Source organism: Flavobacterium bizetiae (assembly GCF_024271895.1).
GTDB lineage: Bacteria > Bacteroidota > Bacteroidia > Flavobacteriales > Flavobacteriaceae > Flavobacterium > Flavobacterium bizetiae.
Window position 1 is genome coordinate 807,673 of record NZ_CP091861.1, and the last position, 16,466, is coordinate 824,138.

Annotated in this window: 18 protein-coding genes; 3 read left to right on the top strand and 15 right to left on the bottom strand. The window is 33.5% G+C overall.

Features of this window, described 5'->3' with window-relative positions:
- Positions 1 to 45 precede the first annotated feature (45 nt).
- The 14 genes from L0669_RS03785 to L0669_RS03850 all read right to left on the bottom strand — a co-directional run bounded on the left by L0669_RS03785 (position 46) and on the right by L0669_RS03850 (position 10,304).
- Positions 46 to 777: a metallophosphoesterase family protein gene (locus L0669_RS03785; protein WP_263761426.1), complete on the bottom strand. Its 732-nt coding sequence runs from the start codon at positions 775 to 777 to the stop codon at positions 46 to 48.
- Between the two features lie 3 nt (positions 778 to 780).
- Positions 781 to 1,341, bottom strand: a complete 561-nt coding sequence (locus tag L0669_RS03790; RefSeq protein ID WP_263761428.1) for a 2OG-Fe(II) oxygenase — start codon at positions 1,339 to 1,341, stop codon at positions 781 to 783.
- 15 nt (positions 1,342 to 1,356) lie between these two features.
- Positions 1,357 to 2,196, bottom strand: coding sequence for an ADP-ribosylglycohydrolase family protein (locus L0669_RS03795; RefSeq protein WP_263761430.1), 840 nt, complete (start codon positions 2,194 to 2,196; stop codon positions 1,357 to 1,359).
- 39 nt (positions 2,197 to 2,235) lie between these two features.
- Entirely contained in the window at positions 2,236 to 2,784 is a 549-nt protein-coding gene (locus L0669_RS03800; protein ID WP_263761431.1) for an RNA 2'-phosphotransferase, read from the bottom strand.
- Between the two features lie 20 nt (positions 2,785 to 2,804).
- A complete protein-coding gene (locus tag L0669_RS03805) occupies positions 2,805 to 3,320 on the bottom strand; it encodes an O-acetyl-ADP-ribose deacetylase (protein WP_482168792.1) in 516 nt (171 codons plus the stop codon).
- Positions 3,321 to 3,325: 5 nt separating this feature from the next.
- Positions 3,326 to 3,853 (bottom strand): NADAR family protein, encoded by a 528-nt coding sequence (locus L0669_RS03810; RefSeq protein WP_263761433.1) that lies wholly within the window; start codon positions 3,851 to 3,853, stop codon positions 3,326 to 3,328.
- A gap of 12 nt (positions 3,854 to 3,865) precedes the next feature.
- Positions 3,866 to 4,945: an adenylosuccinate synthetase gene (locus tag L0669_RS03815; protein ID WP_263761435.1), complete on the bottom strand. Its 1,080-nt coding sequence runs from the start codon at positions 4,943 to 4,945 to the stop codon at positions 3,866 to 3,868.
- Positions 4,946 to 5,153: 208 nt separating this feature from the next.
- Positions 5,154 to 6,014, bottom strand: a complete 861-nt coding sequence (locus tag L0669_RS03820) for an NUDIX hydrolase (protein WP_263761437.1) — start codon at positions 6,012 to 6,014, stop codon at positions 5,154 to 5,156.
- Between the two features lie 2 nt (positions 6,015 to 6,016).
- Positions 6,017 to 6,352 carry a hypothetical protein gene (locus L0669_RS03825; RefSeq protein ID WP_194617295.1) on the bottom strand — a complete coding sequence of 112 codons (336 nt, stop codon included), beginning with the start codon at positions 6,350 to 6,352 and terminating at the stop codon, positions 6,017 to 6,019.
- A gap of 84 nt (positions 6,353 to 6,436) precedes the next feature.
- Positions 6,437 to 7,255 (bottom strand): TIGR02452 family protein, encoded by an 819-nt coding sequence (locus tag L0669_RS03830; protein ID WP_263761439.1) that lies wholly within the window; start codon positions 7,253 to 7,255, stop codon positions 6,437 to 6,439.
- Entirely contained in the window at positions 7,252 to 8,079 is an 828-nt protein-coding gene (prs, locus tag L0669_RS03835) for a ribose-phosphate diphosphokinase (protein ID WP_263761441.1), read from the bottom strand. Before prs ends, L0669_RS03830 begins: the two co-directional genes overlap by 4 nt.
- 74 nt (positions 8,080 to 8,153) lie before the next feature.
- On the bottom strand, positions 8,154 to 8,846 hold the full coding sequence (locus tag L0669_RS03840; protein ID WP_173970537.1) for an NUDIX hydrolase: 693 nt from the start codon (positions 8,844 to 8,846) through the stop codon (positions 8,154 to 8,156).
- Positions 8,847 to 8,958: 112 nt separating this feature from the next.
- Complete coding sequence (locus L0669_RS03845) at positions 8,959 to 9,330, bottom strand: PKD domain-containing protein (RefSeq protein ID WP_263761442.1); 372 nt, start codon at positions 9,328 to 9,330, stop codon at positions 8,959 to 8,961.
- Positions 9,331 to 9,398: 68 nt separating this feature from the next.
- Positions 9,399 to 10,304: a LysR family transcriptional regulator gene (locus L0669_RS03850; protein ID WP_263761443.1), complete on the bottom strand. Its 906-nt coding sequence runs from the start codon at positions 10,302 to 10,304 to the stop codon at positions 9,399 to 9,401.
- Positions 10,305 to 10,389: 85 nt separating this feature from the next.
- On the opposite strand from L0669_RS03850, the gene L0669_RS03855 reads away from it, so the two are divergent.
- Both L0669_RS03855 and L0669_RS03860 read left to right on the top strand, forming a co-directional pair.
- Positions 10,390 to 11,154, top strand: a complete 765-nt coding sequence (locus tag L0669_RS03855) for a type 1 glutamine amidotransferase domain-containing protein (RefSeq protein ID WP_263761445.1) — start codon at positions 10,390 to 10,392, stop codon at positions 11,152 to 11,154.
- 160 nt (positions 11,155 to 11,314) lie between these two features.
- Positions 11,315 to 12,472, top strand: a complete 1,158-nt coding sequence (locus tag L0669_RS03860; protein ID WP_263761446.1) for an iron-containing alcohol dehydrogenase — start codon at positions 11,315 to 11,317, stop codon at positions 12,470 to 12,472.
- A 257-nt stretch (positions 12,473 to 12,729) separates the two neighbouring features.
- Here the strand turns inward: L0669_RS03860 and L0669_RS03865 are convergent, their stop codons facing one another.
- Entirely contained in the window at positions 12,730 to 15,219 is a 2,490-nt protein-coding gene (locus tag L0669_RS03865; protein ID WP_263761448.1) for a toxin-antitoxin system YwqK family antitoxin, read from the bottom strand.
- A 172-nt stretch (positions 15,220 to 15,391) separates the two neighbouring features.
- Between L0669_RS03865 and L0669_RS03870 the strand changes: the two genes are divergently transcribed.
- Positions 15,392 to 16,387 (top strand): NAD(P)H-dependent glycerol-3-phosphate dehydrogenase, encoded by a 996-nt coding sequence (locus L0669_RS03870; RefSeq protein ID WP_173970543.1) that lies wholly within the window; start codon positions 15,392 to 15,394, stop codon positions 16,385 to 16,387.
- Positions 16,388 to 16,466: the final 79 nt, after the last annotated feature.

Below are 16,466 nucleotides of genomic sequence, written 5' to 3' on the forward strand. Positions count from 1 at the left end.
AAAAGTTTCGGCAGGCTAATTTACTTATCTAAAATATATCTTGGCTTATTTATTTCTTCCTTTTTCTTCCGGATAAAAAGATTGCACCACATCACTTTGCCAAAATGCTTTTGTTTCGACATCAATACAAGTTAACTTACCGTAAAAACCTGCTCCGGTATCAATATCCCAAACATTACAGCCCTGCATTGGAATTTCAACATTATAATGAAGCGTTGGTGTATGGCCAATGTAAATTTCATTAAAAAGCAATAATCTTTTTGGGTACGAAAGCGAATCTTTCCGGATTCTTTTATCCATCGTTAGAGCCATTTCCCATAAAGTTCTGTCCCAGGAATAATTCGTTTTATAATGTTCTTTCTCCGGACCGTGCATCGAGGAAAAACCGGCATGAATAAACAAATTGTTATTTTCGTCTACATAGTAATCTTTCATATCATTGAAAAAATGACAATGTTTTTCTTTTTCCGAAAATTCAATATCAGCATAACTTTCTATTGTCGATTTTCCTCCGTGTAAAAACCAAATATCGTTTATAACATCATTTTCCAGCCATTCCTGACACCATACATCATGATTTCCTTTTATAAAAATACATTCCTGTTTTTGGGATAAATCAATGAGAAAATCGATTAATTGTTTTGATTCACTCCAACCGTCGACATAATCTCCAAGAAAAACAAATCTGTCATTTTCTGAATAATCGATTCTTTCCAACAACTGAATTAATGCTTTTAATCCGCCGTGAATGTCTCCAAAAACTAACGTTCTTTTCATCAATTAAATTTCACCTTTTAGTTTGTATATAATATCACTTCTTAAAACATACTTTATTCCTGAAATCAAAGCTGCTCCTTCATGACGTTGGCTATGTTCAAAAATAAGCGCTGTTCCGGTTTTGGGCATAATAATTTCACCCGAAGCAAATTTTGTTTCTCCACCTTCATAACTATCATTCAAATAAATGAGGAATGTGTAATAACTATATTCAGATTCACTGCGTTTATAACTTCCGTCACGGTGCATTTTAAAACGTTGACCCGGATTATACTTGTAAAATCTGAACATTTCATTTAATCCAATGGCAAAACTGTTTCCGACTTCAGACTTAACATGAGGCTGCAATTTTTGCCAAAAGAAAGATGCATAGTCATCATCTTGATACATGATACGTTCATTATTACGCACCATTTTCATCATTTTCTGTGCTCCGTCAATATTTACTCCAGCTTCTTCGAAGCCAATTTGTTCACTTTTCTCTATTAATTCATTACATTCATCAACAGTAAGAAAATTGTCGATCGTATAAATTTCCAGTGTATCATTAATAATGTTTAGCATAATTATACATTTGAATTAATTAAACTTATTATCCAGAGCTGTATCTAATTGTATCAGAAAATCTTTCCCGAATTTATCATTCTCTAAACCTTCATACAAAAATAAAGGCAACGTTTTATCACAATTTTCCTTATGACTTAAAATCGCCATACACAAAGCTGCAACAGTATCTGTATCTCCACCATAACCTATACTCGTTTTTAGGCACTCGCTCATAGAAGTGGCTTCAGAAACTATTTTAATAACAGATTGTGTGGTTGGATATCCGTGCATATCAATTGGCGAAGTAATCTTGTAAGTTTCATTTTCCTTCAGCGTTTCATTCAAAAATGCAATCAAAGTCGATCCATCTCCTAAATTGTATTTAAAATAATGAACCGCCAAAGCGATACGTTTCGCACAACTAATCCCTTCGATTGTATGATGAGAAGTCTTTGCCTGAATTTCGCAAAACTCCATCAATTGCTCTATGTTTTTTAGATAACCAATAGAATACGCTCGCATTGCAGAACCGTTTCCGTTACTTCCGTTATCAATTATTTTAATAAAATCAGATCCGTTTTTACTGGCATCTAAAGCATTATAAACACGATCTGAATATCCTCTTCTTTTATCCCTGTGAAAAACTTCTACAAATTTATCTGCGACTTTAATCTCGTTCCAGTTATCATCTTCTAATAGCAATTCTGAAATGGCAATTGCCATTTGAGTATCATCTGTATATCTTTTATAAATTTCCGTGTATAGTCCGTGTTTATGATACTCAGTCAAATTGTTGTTTTGAGTAATAAAATTTAAATCACGAAATTCAAAACCTGCACCGTATGCATCGCCTATTGCTGCCTCTAGTATCATAATCAGTCTTTTGTTTGTTAATTGGAAATACTTGTAACTTTATGATTTAAACTCGATATATTTCGCCGGAACCTCATCTGTAAGCCAAACATTGTTTTCAGACAAATAAAATTTAAATCCGTCTCTGTGCATAGCACCGCTTCTAATGGTTAAAATTTGAGGAACGCCGCGTCTGCTTCCTACTTTTGTCGCGGTTTCTTTATCTTTTGACAGATGTACGTGCTGACGGCTCATTTTTTTCAAACCTTCTTTCTGAATGTTATCCATAAATTTTCCAACGGTTCCGTGATACAAATATTCTAAAGGTTCTGTTTCTGCCAGATTCAATTCAACCGAAATGGAATGTCCCTGACTTGCACGTATTTTAGTTTTATCCTCGTTATACGCAAAACGTTTTTTATCGTTGTTTTCTACGACGTAATCTAAGAGAACTGCGTCTAGTTTCTGTCCTTTTTTAGAACATTTTAAAATTAATTCATCTACATCTGCCCAGCCGTTTTCGTCTAGTTTTAATCCTATTTTTTCTGGAGAATGTCGAAGCACTAAGCTTAGAAATTTACTCACTGTTTTTGCTATATTTTCATTCATTGTTTTAATTTTTAAAGCGTCTAGCTTTCTAATAAGCTTTGATAAATTTCATAACTCTCCTTATCAAAGCAGACAAATATTACTTTCTCTATTTCTGAAATTTTATAGAAATCTTTCACCGATTTTATTGCAATTCTAGCTGCTTTATCTTTTGGAAAGCGATAAATTCCTGTACTAATACCAGGAAAAGCGATTGTTTTGATCTCATTTTTTATAGCTAATTCTAAACTATTTTTATAACAATCTGAAAGTAGTTTTGATTTTTCGTCTTTATCTCCATTCCAAACCGGACCAACGGTATGAATTACATATTTTGCTGGTAAATTTCCAGCTGTTGTAATCACGGCATCTCCAACTTTACAACCGCCTTGCTTATTTCGAATTTTAACACAATCATCTAAAATAGCTTTTCCTCCTTTTCTATGAATTGCACCATCAACTCCTCCTCCTCCAAGCAAAGACGTATTCGCTGCGTTTACAATTGCATCAACTTGAATTTCGGTTATATCAGCCTTAAAGATTTCTATTTTCATCATTCAAATTATTTTAAATCATCCCTAACTTCCATCAAAGCAAATCCTAACAAATTCAAGCCTTTCCATTTGGTCGGATTCAAAACATCTTTGTGATCACCAGCCATACCAATTCCCCAAATCGCATCGACCGGACTTGCTTCTACAATAACTCTGTCGTTTGTATTTAGTAAAAAAGTTTTTAGCTCAGGATTCTGGCTGAATTTATGATAATTCCCTTCTGTTACAATTTCATATCTGGCAGCTAACCAAAGGGTTTCATTATAATTCTTTACTTCTCTTCCTAATTTTTTGGCTTCCGCAGGAGATTTAGCCTGAAGGATTCTCGGTAAGATTTCATCATCTTTAAACAATTCGGCTTTTTTGGCCATCATCCAGTGTTCGGCAGTTTTATAAGTTACTTTATCTACTTCAAAAGAACTTAACCACCATTGACTGAAACAGGTTTTAGAGATACTTCCGTCTTTATTGGTTTGGTGTCCCCAAAAAAATAAAAACTTACTTTCCGGGGCTATATTTTCTATATTGTATTTCATTTTTTCTATTTATTAAAACAAAGAAGTTAACGGTTTAAAATCTTTAGAATCGGGTGAAAATGATCCGTAGATATTGGCAAACTCCGTTGTTAGTTTTTCAAACTCAAAATCCACTTCAATTTGATCCATACAAGTTACGACCAGATTTCTTTTTGCGTTTAAGCTATAAGCTGCGTCCAACTTTAAACTATAATTTAAAAGATCATAATCTAAATCGCCTGTTCGCAATTCTTTCTGAAAGTCGTTGTAAACACAGGTTTCTTCTTCGTTATTTTTTAATTGTAATTCTCTTTCGTTGCTCATCCAGCCACTTCCGTGTCGGGTTGCATAACTTCTGGTTAAATAATACATTTCGATATTTTCGATTTGTAATTTTTGACAGATTTCGTACGCATTTTTTGAAGTTGTATTCGCATACGTTACATTAGGGAAAACACCGTGATCCATGTCAAGTAAAATTCCCTGGCTTCCTTCGAAAATAAGATTCTCATACTTTTCTAAAAAGCTGTAATCGCTGATATTCCATTTTATTTGATCAACAACTTCAAGAAAATGATTTACTTCTTCGTTGATTTCACTTTCATTTAGAAAACCATAATAATAAGCGATCTTTTCTAGTTTGGCTACCAACATTTGCTTTGGCGCAATCAAATCTATCGCGAATAATTTGTACTGGCCTTCGTTGCGTTTCATTGTGGCTCCAACTCCTTTGCCACAAGTTCCGTGATCTAAGTTTCGAACATTGTTTCGGTTTTGCCAAACATCAAATGGTGTTGTAATTTTGGCTAAAGGATGAATATGAAGTGTTGTATTTCCGCCTTTTTCTTCTAGTTCTACTTTTTCATTAAATAAAAAAACCGGATGAATCGTGCAATGTTCGCTATAATAAGAAGGTAAACCTCGAAGCGCTCCGCTGGCAAAACTCGAATGAACGTGCTTTTTATCGCCAATCATTACGGTGTGTGCCGCTTGCTGTCCTCCTGAAAACCGAATAACTATAGATTCAGGATTTTGCTTCGCCAGAAAATCTGTTGTAATTCCTTTTCCTTCATCACCAAATCCTAAACCTATAACTATTTGTGCTGTTTTCATCTTGTTGTTATTGTTATCGCGCAAAGTCGCGAAGTCGCAAAGTTTTTTTTAAGCATATTAATACGACATCTTTAAGTAATCTCAAATCATCAACTCTTTAAAACTTAACCTTTTTTATTCAAATCTTTTCGTCTCTGTGACTTTGCGAGCAAATTTACTTTTGCTGAGAAAAAAGTTTGATGTTTAATCTCCCAGAGTCCCAAAACTTTTATAGCATTTGTATATTATCTAATCCGTCAAGCGGAGTGGTTCCTAAACTCAATCCTGAATCTTTATGTTTGTCGCAAATAATTTTTGTAATGATATTCGGGATTTCTTTGTGATCAAGTATTGATATACAATTTTGCCCTAATAATTCTTTCCATTCTGTATCTGCCTGACTTGGTGCATCTGAGTATTTCACGCTAATATGATACACTTCATAGTATCTTTGAGCTTCTATCAATAATTCGCGATGCGTAAAAGTATGTTGTCCTGAACCCATAATTTCTTTAACAGCTGAAGCCGGAAGTGTTTTTAATCCAGGTTCATCACCCACGGTAAACAACAATCCTTTTTGACCTCTTTTCTCGAAAGCATCGGTTTTAGTATGAAAAGCGGCAAAATACCAGGCTAAAAGATAACTTTCACCTGCATTTCCTCCACCTCCACCTTCAATATACGTTCTGGTTAACCACATATCCAATTCTTCATCGCCAGACTCAAATTGTCCTGCCTGAAGCGGAAATCTGTCGCATTCGTGATCTCCGATTCCTAAAAATAAAAGTGCCGGATCCGGAACGCCGCCCTGAATAATTCCGCCCATTAATTTCGGAAGTCCTTCTTTGATCAATTCATGCGGAATATGTCCCATACTTCCTGTAACATCCAATCCTAAAATAATTGGAACTGTATTAGGATGAACTTCAGAATCTCTGGCTTCTCTAAACGTAACACCGTTTGGATTCATAGATTCATGTGCTAATCCTATTTGGTTTTGCACGAATATTTCGCTTGCAGATTTAAATCCGTAACCTGCATCTTTTGCTCTGCTTGAACGAGCGCCTAAATCATATCTTGTACCTCCCATAACTAAAATGTTTTACCAAATAAATATTCGAATCTCTTTTTTGTCACTTCAAACTGAATATTTAAATTCCTGATGGTCAATGACAATTCCATATCTCTTTGCACAAATGCTTCGGGTTGAAAATCAGCAAAAGTCAAACTGTTTTTATCCAGCGGACTAATATCGATAAGTCCTTCTTGTTCTCTTTCTAATCTTTTTATTTTTAGTTCAATATCTTCAACTCGGCGTCTGTAAATTAACTCAGAATCCTCACCAATTGTTTTGGCTCTGTCTTCTCTAATCTGATCATTGTTTCTTTTCAAAGACTCAATGAATCTTGGTTTTAAATCATCACTCATGGTTTTTATGGTTTATTGTTAATAGTATTTTTTTGTTTCAGCTTTTAAGTTGATGTACAGAACCTGAAACTTTAAACTTTTAAACTAATTAAAGGCATTTTCGAAATGCTTAAAATTTGATTTTTTTTCAGAATTGTCAAAAATTGCAAAGACTATTTTTTTAAAAGCTCCTGCGTATTTTTCTGTGATAATTTCTTTGAATAAATGCGCTACATCTTTGGGTTCATTTCTAAAAACGCCACAACCCCAGGCTCCCAAAATAATGGTATCGTTTTTTTGCTTTGCGGCAATTGCTAAAACTTTATCCATTCTGTTTTTTAAAACCTCTTCTGTTGCAGCAATTTCTTCTTTCCTGTTATGTTGCAGCATCGCGCCTTTGTTTGGTGCTGGTGCAGTAATAATGTCTGCAGAGAATGGTTTCTCAAAATAATTCCCATCATCATCGTTCCAAAACAAAACATTCGGACTATAAATCATGTAATCTGAATATAAAAACGAAGACTGTTTTCTATTAAAGTCGTACATCGTTTTGTCTTTGATTTGTGTTTCATAAAGGTTTGAAGATCTGGCCAGACTTTCTTCCTGAGCAGAAGCACCTCCTAAAAATCCACCGCCCGGATTTTTTGCAGAAGCAAAATTCAACACGCAAATTTTACCGTTTTTCTCCTGAACGATTGCTTCAATTGTCGAACAGTTTTTTGTCACAATTTCTGTTTCAAACTTATTTTCAATTGGATTTTTTAAAATTGCCTCCCAATCTTTTGGTGCAATTGTAAACGTATTTTCTATAGATTCTTTAAGTTCTTTTTCGACTACAATCTCTTTTCCTTTATATTCATAAAAACCATTTTTTGCGGTTTCTAAGGTTTTATTTGCTATTTCTACTCTATAATTTTTATTCATAATTCTAATTTTACAACCTCAACCCTTTTATCATCAAAATCTTTAAAAGAATTCGTAGTAAATATTTTGTCAAAGCAATCTAAAACTTCAAAGCCTTTGTTGAAGATTCCGTGACTTACGGCTAAGTATAATTTTCCGGCATTTTTCTTTTTTAACTCTTCGGCTAATCCTACGAAAGTTCCTCCTCCATCGCAAATATCATCCACAATTAAACAATCCATGCCCTTTAGATCGTCTTCATAAACTTTAAAACCAGATAATTTTCCTGTTTTTACATCACGGCTTTTGCTGCATTCTACAACATCAATTCCGCCTAAAAATTCAGAAACTTTGTATATTTTTTTCAAAGCACCACCATCGGGAGAAATTAATTTTACGTTGTCTCCAATTACTTTTAAAACTTGTTGAATAAAAGTATGATTTGGGATGACTTCGCAGTTGTTTACCAATGCCGGAGTAACTTCAGAATGTGCATCAAAAACAAAAACTTTATTTAATTGAAGTCCGTTTATAATATCCGCATATACTTTTACAGATAGAGATTCTCCTTTTATCATCACACGATCTTGTCTCGCTGCCGGGAAATACGGAATAAACAGGTCGATTATTTTCACGTCCATTCTGCGTAAAGCATCTACCGTGATACACAATAAACCTAAATCGTTGAATGAATTTAATCGATGTGTGATGGTTACTTTTTCATTATGATCAAAATCAGGATTGATTTTAATGTGAGGTTCTCCTCCTGAAAATGTAAAACTTTGAAATTTGATTTCTTCCTGAGTAGTTACAGGAGTGAATTTTGGGTCTAGGTTAAGTATCATAGTTTTATAGTTTGCGTTAATTATACGCAAATGTAGAATTAAATTTTAAATAAACAATTTATTTTGTGTAAAAATTACGCAAATTTTATTTCGAAGTGAAAGCCTTTTTCTATTAATTCATTGTATTTCAATTTATTAAACTTAAAAAGTTTTGCCGGACGACCACTTTTTATTGGAGAAAAATGTTCTGTTTGATCTAAAAAGCCATAACTGAGGATTTTTTTCCTGAAATTTCTTCGGTCTATTTCCTTTTCTAAAATAGTACAATAAAGATTTTCAAGATCCGAAAACAGAAATTCATCCGGAAGCAAATCGAAACCAATAGGCTCGTAAGTTAGTTTTGCTTTTAATCTTTTTATAGCGGTTTCAAGAATTAAATTGTGGTCGAATGCTAAAGACGGAATTGCATCTATTTTAAACCATTGCACTTTCTCGGCATCGGTATCGGCTTTAATTTCGAGATTCGAAGCATCGACCAAAGCATAATACGCCACAGAAATAACACGGTTTCTGGAATCTCTGTATATATCATCGCCAAAAGTGTACAGCTGCTCCATAAAAGTAAGCTGCACGTTTGTTTCTTCGTGCAATTCGCGTATCACCGCATCGCTCAGCGATTCATCATTTTTAACTAAACCCCCTGGCAAAGCCCAATATTTTTCTGAAGTACCAAATTGCTGCTCAATCAATAACGCGTACAAATCATTATTTTTATATCCAAAAACAATGGCATCAACGGCAACTCTTATATTTTGTAAATTTTCCATAATCCTAAATCATATCAAACAAATATAACGAATGAGAGCCAATTTTATAATGTATTACCGTAGCAATACATTATAAAATTGACTCTCGTCAATATACTTTCATTTTGTTTTTTTAATTCACCGTTATACTTTTCTTTGGGCTAACGGTACAGCTACCTCCAGATTTAGAAACCGTAACATCAGCTTTTACCTCAAATGTTCCTGCTGCTGCATAAGTATGCGATATAGCTCCCGTAGCACTATTTACGGTTTGCGCCGGAGTTCCGTCGCCAAAAGTCCATTTTACAGAAGTTACAGCATTACTTCCGCTGTACTGTATAGAGTAATTAATAATCTTAGAATTGGTTCCATCTGCCGAATGTTTTAATTCGGTCAGGATCGAATCTCCAAAACAATCTACTATTGCTTCATCATCACTCTTACTGCAAGAATTGGATGCAAAGAACACCGCTGTTAGTATTAAAATTGTTGCAATCTTTTTCATATTTAGAAATCTTTAGTGGTTTGTATATCAAAATTATTCTTTTAAAAAACAAAACACAATGATTTCAATCATAATCTGTTACCAAAAAACAACTTTAGTTCTTTAGAAATAATTTCAAAAAACGAATTCAAATTACTGTTTTTAGGGGCTAATAAATACACAAACTCTTCCGGAACGTGAAAACTATTCCATACTAACTGGAGTTTGTTTTCTTTAATATAATTTCTGGCATTACAATTCCAGGTTACGGCCACGCCTTCATTTTTAGATAAAAGTCTCAACATATCCGATTCTGAAGGAATAATGTAATTAGGAACCATCGAGGGTCTTTTTTTATTAAAGGCATGTAACCAGAACAATTTTATGTGTGGAATTCTGGCATCATGACTGTACCATTTTTGACTGTTAAGCCATTGTTCTATTTCGGTATAATTGTCTGCTTTTAATTTTTGGCGAAATTCGGTTATGTCTAAACTTGTTGGCGCTACCAGTATAAGCTTAATTTTTCCAACAATTTCATACGTGGTATCAAACGTATCGAACCTTTTTGTGGTAATGGCAAAATCTAATTTTTTAGCATCGACTAAAGCAAAAAGTTCATCATTTTCTGCAAAGGTAAAATCGATTAAATCGAACTTAGCAATTAAAAGATCGCCTACACAATTAAAAAGATGTTTTGAAATTCCAACAGAAATTAATCGATTTGCATCTTCTGCTTTGGCACGAAAACCGGCTTCGACACTTTCGAGTCTGTCCAGCGCATCTATTATCAAATTATTCAGTAACTTAGCGTATTCCGTTGGTTCTACGCCTTTTGACTTTCGGTTAAACAATTTATTCCCCACATGAGCTTCCAGCATTGAGATTTGCTGGCTAACTGCAGGCTGACTCATAAACAACTCTTTTGCAGCGATAGAAAAATTTCCGTTTTTATAAACCGCTTTAAATGTTCTGTACCATTCGAGATTTACCATGACATAAATTTATTTATAACAAACATAGTTTATTTTATTTTTACAAATATCACTTAAGCAGTAAATTTGACAAAAATTTAAACTTATGAAGAAAATAGCATTACTCGCGATTATAACCTTAACAGCTTTTAGCTCAACAGCTATAGCTCAAAAAACAAATAAAAAAAGTATGAAAAAAGTATTATTTGTTGTGACCAGTAACGATAAACTGGGCAATACGGGAGAGAAAACAGGATTTTGGTCAGAAGAACTTGCTGCACCTTATTACGAATTATTAGACCAGGGAGTAGAAATTACGATTGCGACTCCGCTTGGAGGTCAGCCACCAATTGATCCAAAAAGTGCTGATCCCGCATCTGCGACCGAAGACACAAAACGTTTTGACGCTGATAAAATTTTACAGGAAAAATTAAAACACACGCACAAACTTTCGACCATTAACCAAAAAGATTACGATGCCGTTTTCTATCCTGGTGGTCACGGACCGCTTTGGGATTTAGTTGAAGATAAAAATTCAATTGCTTTAATCGAATCTTTCTATACACATAAAAAACCGGTAGCTTTTGTTTGTCATGCTCCGGCAGTTTTGAAAAACGTGAAAGTAAATGGTGAATTTTTAGTAAAAGGTAAAAAAGTAACTGGTTTTACTAATGAAGAAGAGGAAGCGGTTGGTTTAACTAAAGTGGTTCCGTTTTTATTAGAAGATGCTTTGACTCAAAATGGAGCGAAATTTTCAAAAGGTCCAAATTGGGCACCCTATTCTGTTGAAGACGGACTTTTAATTACAGGACAAAACCCGGCTTCGTCTAAATTGGTAGCGGCAAAATTATTGGAAAAATTGACTAAATAAGGTTCTAAGTTGCTAAGGTTCTAAGTTACTAAGATTGGAATATCTTTAAAGAAAACTTAAAAACTTAGTACGTCAATAAATATTAATAAAAAGATATTAAGTTGCCAGGATCAAAAACTTAGAACCTTAGCAACTTAGCATCTCAGAAACTATAAAAAAAATGCTAAACTTCGAATTATATAATCCGACGAATTTAATTTTCGGAAAAGGACAAATTGAAAAACTATCTACTTTAGTTCCTAAAGATGCTAAAATTCTTTTAGCTTATGGTGGCGGAAGTATTTTTAATAACGGAATTCACGAACAGGTAATCAAAAATTTAAAAGGTTTTGATATTGTAGAATTTGGCGGAATTGAGCCAAATCCGCATTTTGAAACGTTGATGAAAGCGGTTGAAGTGATTAAAAAGGAGAAAATTAATTTTATTCTGGCTGTTGGTGGCGGATCTGTGATTGATGGTGTAAAATTTATTTCGGCAGCTGTTAACTTTGACGGAAATCCAATTGATATTTTGCAAAAACGTTTGTTGATTAAAGAAAATGCAATGTCTTTTGGTACTGTTTTGACTTTGCCTGCAACAGGAAGCGAGATGAACTCGGGAGCTGTGGTTACGATTACAGAAACTCAGGAAAAACTGGCTTTTGGCGGAAGTGCAATGTTTCCTCAATTTTCTATTTGCGATCCAACTGTTATTGCATCTTTACCTAAAAGACAATTGCAAAATGGTGTTGTAGATGCGTATACTCACGTTATGGAACAATACTTAACGTATCCGCATGAAGGTTATTTGCAAGACCGAATTGCCGAAGGAATTCTGCAAACGTTAATTGAAGTTGGCCCAAAAGTGGTCGAAAACCCAACAGATTATGCTTTGGCTTCTAATTTTATGTGGAGCTGTACAATGGCGCTAAACGGATTGATTCAAAAAGGTGTTCCGTCTGATTGGGCAACGCACATGATTGGTCACGAATTAACGGCTTTGTACGGAATTGATCACGCGAGAACTTTAGCTATTATTGGCCCAAGTTTATACAATGTGATGTTTGATACCAAAAAACAAAAATTAGCGCAATACGGCCGAAGAATCTTTAATCTTGAAGGTTCTGAAGATGAAGTGGCTAAAGAGGCAATCAATAAAACAGTTGAGTTCTTCCATACAATGGGAATGGACACTAAACTTTCGCAATACATTGAAGATTATAGCAAAACCGCAGACTTTATTGTGAATCGTTTTGACAAAAGAGGCTGGAAAGGTTTAGGAGAAAAACAACTGATTACCTTAGATAAAGTAAAATCGATTGTTGAGCTTAGTTATTAGTCGCAGTCGCAGTATTTAGTCGCAGTTGAAACTGAAAACTGTGACGGTAAACTGAAAACTAAAAAAAAGGCGTTCTTGAATTTTTCAGGAACGCCTTTTTACAATACTAAAACAAAACTAACTAACTCAATTTTTGCTAAACTCATTAAATTCTAATTTACAAGTAGTTACAACGTAGCAGTTTTATTTTTATTGTGTATAATTAAAAATAATTTTCTATTTTTTTCTAATCTTCATTTCTGGTTGTTTGAAACCGTTTATTTAAAGTTTTCGTTCATTTTCTTTTCAAGAATAGCATTCATTTTTTTAACTTCTTCCCTGATGTTTTTTATATCAATGTTCTTCTTTTCCTCCACCACTTTTCCATCGAAAAATGATTTTAAATTATATGATGTATTGTTATTTTTTAATAACAAAATTCCAATTTCCGGCTTTTTAGATTCATTAAATCGTAATCCTGTCAGTACATCTGCATTATCTCCTTTGCCAAACATGGCTTCAATATTTTTGCTTGTCGAAAAATCCTGTGCTATTGAATTGAAGTTTTCTTCGATTGTTTTCGCACTATTAGCTGTTGACGCAAATATTGCATAAAACATCTCTGATGCTCTTCGGCCTTCATCATCTGTTTCATTAGAGTTTAAAATTTTAGCTTTGATTATCTGGTTCGATTCATAATATACGATACTTCCTGTTTGTTCCGGCACCTCGTTTTCTAAGTCAATAGATGTACTTGACATTACTACTTTATCATCAATAATCAATTGACTTGTATATTTATTGCCGTTTTTCTCGATCGTAATTCTGCCTTTTTGTTCCTTTTTTAATTCCGTAATCTCAATACCATTATTTTTCAATTCAAAATGAAAACGGTTAAAATAATGCATTGCGAAAAGATCTACATCAAAACTTTGCAAACTTCCATTTTTCCAATATTTCGAAATAAACTGACGATCTAATTTTATGTATTCTACGCCATCTACTATTTTTCCGTCTTTATAAGTCGATTTTATATCATAATACGGATGTTGGTATTTCTCCAGATTCTCCAGATAATCATTAGAATATTGATACTTTATATTTCCGTTTTCATAATAATCAACATGATTAAACTCGTGAAAATCTGTAGCGAAATATCCTGAATAAGGTTTTTCATCTTTATAAATTCCTTCATAAGAATCCTGAACTTTATCTGCAATCGTAAAAGAACGATCTACTATTTTAGAAAGTTTTCGGTTTGTATAATGTTTAGATCTTAAAATATTGTTTTCATCGGTTCTTTCGTATTTACTTCTATAAATGATTTCTTCAGCAATTGCACCATTTTTATAAATTGTGGCTTTTTCAGCTTCGACTAATTTACCTTCAAAAGGTAAGTCGTTTTTATATTCCAGTTTCCCTGTAACTTCTCCATTTTCATAAAAAACAGTTTCACCATTTTTCACATCATTTACACAAGTATAAGTTTCAAGAACATTATCGATATTATAACTAAATACTTTTTGCAATCCGTTTTTCTTAAAGTCTATAACATGAATCAACTCATGACGATCTTTTCCGCTTTCTATAATAAATGTTCCATTATAGGGTTTTCCATTTTTGTAAATGCCCTTAGCAACAATACTATCATTTTCTTGTTTTTTAGCAATTGCCTCTCCATCTATTACACCTTTTACATAGTTGGCATTAACCAATAAACTTCCTGAAAAATTTTCATCAAAATTCCCCTCAAAAGGCGCTCCGTTTTTATACACTCGCTTTGTCACTAAAGTTTCATTTTTGTCATAAACGATTTCATCTCCCACTTTTTCACCATCTAAATATTTAGTAAGTTCCTGAATTTTACCGTTAGGAAAGTACCTAATTTCTTCGCCTGATTTTATCCTTTGCTTATAAGTAGTTTTTGACTTAATACCTACAGCAAATTTATTTTGAAGGTAATAATCATAAAAAGTACCGTTTGAAATATCACTTCCATATTGTTCAAAATCATTTTGATTGATGGTTTGCAGCACTTTTCCCGTTTTATCATAATTGACCTGTTTAAAAGGATGCATTTGTCCGTACTCAATTTCATACCAAATTTCCTGTGCCAATTGTTTTGAGTTGATCCAGAATATTTTTTTCTTAACCAGATTCTTTATAACCTTTTTTGGAGTTCCGGACTGATAATCTTCAACCATTACCGGTGCCGTTTCAATCATAACTTCGGTCTGTTCCTTATAAGCTTCTTCCTCTGACTTGTTGTTGCGGTAATCATCCCAGTTTCTAACTTCCTCAAAATCTCCTTCAACCGGTTTTCCATCAAGGTATTTTCCTTTCATTAAAACCGTTCCATCCTGATGATAAACAATCGAAAATCCGCTTTTTCTTCCTTTTTTATATTCAATCGTTTTGCGTTTTTTTCCATTAGGATAATAGTAAGTCAAAACAGGAACAGCTGTATTATTATAATATTGATAAACCGCTGTATCGAAACCATTTTCGTCATACCAAACGATATCTCCCACATAACTATTCTCGTCGCTTTGTAAAGCATAACCTTGAAACTGCGGTGTATTATTACTATAGAAATCCTGCATTAAAAACAGATTATCCACTTTTTTTGATGGCATGATTCTGTAAAAAGAAGCATTTTCTTTGGTAGTTTCTTTCCAGTCTTTATCATAATAAATACGATCTGCGTTTTGTGAAAAAGAAAAACTGGTTGTCAAAATCAAAATAATGTTGAAAATTTTAGTCGTCATATTTGAAAGAAATTTCACCGAATGTAAGGCTTTTTGAATTCATTTAGTTTTTTAAAGATAAAAAATACTGCGTAAAATTCAACTCGTCTTACCAACCGTTTATAAATTTCTTAAATCAGATTTTGTGATATTACTGCATTATTAAGTACTTTTGTTTTAAATTATTAAAAAAATGAGCGAAAATCTAAAATTTGCAGTAATTGGAGGAGGAAGCTGGGCTACGGCAATTGCAAAAATGTTATGCGTGAATCTTTCAGAAATTGCCTGGTACATGCGTAATGATGCTGCGATCGAGCACATTCAGAAATACAAACACAATCCAAATTATTTAAGTTCGGTTGAATTTGATACTGCAAAACTTAAATTAACCAACAATATAAACGAAGCGGTCGAATATGCAGATTATGTAATTTTTGCTATTCCGTCTGCATTCTTAGATGCTGAATTAAAACATTTAACGGTTTCTTTGTCTGATAAAATTATCTTTTCGGCAATTAAAGGAATCGTTCCTGAAACGAGTTTAATTGTTGGAGAACACTTTCATATTCAATACGACATTCCGTATTATAACATTGGTGTTATTACAGGTCCTTGCCACGCTGAAGAGGTTGCATTAGAAAGACTTTCGTACTTGACAATTGCTTGTGGAGATCCGGCTAAAGCCAAGGTTGTTGCTACAACATTGTCCGGAAATTACATCAAAGCCAAAATTTCTGATGATATTATTGGTACTGAATATGCTGCAATGCTTAAAAACATTTATGCAATCGCAGCCGGAATTGCACACGGTTTAGGTTACGGAGATAACTTTCAATCGGTTATGATGAGTAACGGAATTCGCGAAATGAAAAAATTCATCAAAAAAGTACATAAAATGAAACGTAACATCAATGATTCGGCTTATTTAGGCGATTTATTGGTTACGGGATATTCTGTATTCTCCAGAAACAGAATGTTCGGAAACATGATTGGAAAAGGTTATACCGTAAAAAGTGCCATGATGGAGATGAGTATGGTTGCAGAAGGTTACTACGCGACTAAAAGTGCTTATAAACTTAATCAGGGTTATGGAGCAAAAACCCCAATTATCGATGCTGTTTACGCTATTTTATACGAAGGAAAAGATGCTAAAACGGTGTTTAAAAAACTAACAGAATCTTTGGATTAAGCTTTTATTCGACGTTACAGTTTTCAATCGAAGTCTTAAAACTTATATAAAGAGCCAGGAAATTTTAAATTTTCTGGCT

Excerpts from the sequence above, each read along its gene's own strand:
- L0669_RS03795 (WP_263761430.1), bottom strand. The coding sequence starts at position 2,196 with ATGATACTAGAGGCAGCAATAGGCGATGCATACGGTGCAGGTTTTGAA.
- L0669_RS03860 (WP_263761446.1), top strand. The coding sequence starts at position 11,315 with ATGCTAAACTTCGAATTATATAATCCGACGAATTTAATTTTCGGAAAA.
- L0669_RS03805 (WP_482168792.1), bottom strand. The coding sequence starts at position 3,320 with ATGATGAAAATAGAAATCTTTAAGGCTGATATAACCGAAATTCAAGTT.
- prs (WP_263761441.1), bottom strand. The coding sequence starts at position 8,079 with ATGATACTTAACCTAGACCCAAAATTCACTCCTGTAACTACTCAGGAA.
- L0669_RS03840 (WP_173970537.1), bottom strand. The coding sequence starts at position 8,846 with ATGGAAAATTTACAAAATATAAGAGTTGCCGTTGATGCCATTGTTTTT.
- L0669_RS03845 (WP_263761442.1), bottom strand. The coding sequence starts at position 9,330 with ATGAAAAAGATTGCAACAATTTTAATACTAACAGCGGTGTTCTTTGCA.
- L0669_RS03810 (WP_263761433.1), bottom strand. The coding sequence starts at position 3,853 with ATGAAATACAATATAGAAAATATAGCCCCGGAAAGTAAGTTTTTATTT.
- L0669_RS03820 (WP_263761437.1), bottom strand. The coding sequence starts at position 6,014 with ATGGGAGGTACAAGATATGATTTAGGCGCTCGTTCAAGCAGAGCAAAA.
- L0669_RS03850 (WP_263761443.1), bottom strand. The coding sequence starts at position 10,304 with ATGGTAAATCTCGAATGGTACAGAACATTTAAAGCGGTTTATAAAAAC.
- L0669_RS03855 (WP_263761445.1), top strand. The coding sequence starts at position 10,390 with ATGAAGAAAATAGCATTACTCGCGATTATAACCTTAACAGCTTTTAGC.
- L0669_RS03815 (WP_263761435.1), bottom strand. The coding sequence starts at position 4,945 with ATGAAAACAGCACAAATAGTTATAGGTTTAGGATTTGGTGATGAAGGA.
- L0669_RS03785 (WP_263761426.1), bottom strand. The coding sequence starts at position 777 with ATGAAAAGAACGTTAGTTTTTGGAGACATTCACGGCGGATTAAAAGCA.
- L0669_RS03830 (WP_263761439.1), bottom strand. The coding sequence starts at position 7,255 with ATGAATAAAAATTATAGAGTAGAAATAGCAAATAAAACCTTAGAAACC.
- L0669_RS03825 (WP_194617295.1), bottom strand. The coding sequence starts at position 6,352 with ATGAGTGATGATTTAAAACCAAGATTCATTGAGTCTTTGAAAAGAAAC.
- L0669_RS03870 (WP_173970543.1), top strand. The coding sequence starts at position 15,392 with ATGAGCGAAAATCTAAAATTTGCAGTAATTGGAGGAGGAAGCTGGGCT.
- L0669_RS03865 (WP_263761448.1), bottom strand. The coding sequence starts at position 15,219 with ATGACGACTAAAATTTTCAACATTATTTTGATTTTGACAACCAGTTTT.
- L0669_RS03790 (WP_263761428.1), bottom strand. The coding sequence starts at position 1,341 with ATGCTAAACATTATTAATGATACACTGGAAATTTATACGATCGACAAT.
- L0669_RS03800 (WP_263761431.1), bottom strand. The coding sequence starts at position 2,784 with ATGAATGAAAATATAGCAAAAACAGTGAGTAAATTTCTAAGCTTAGTG.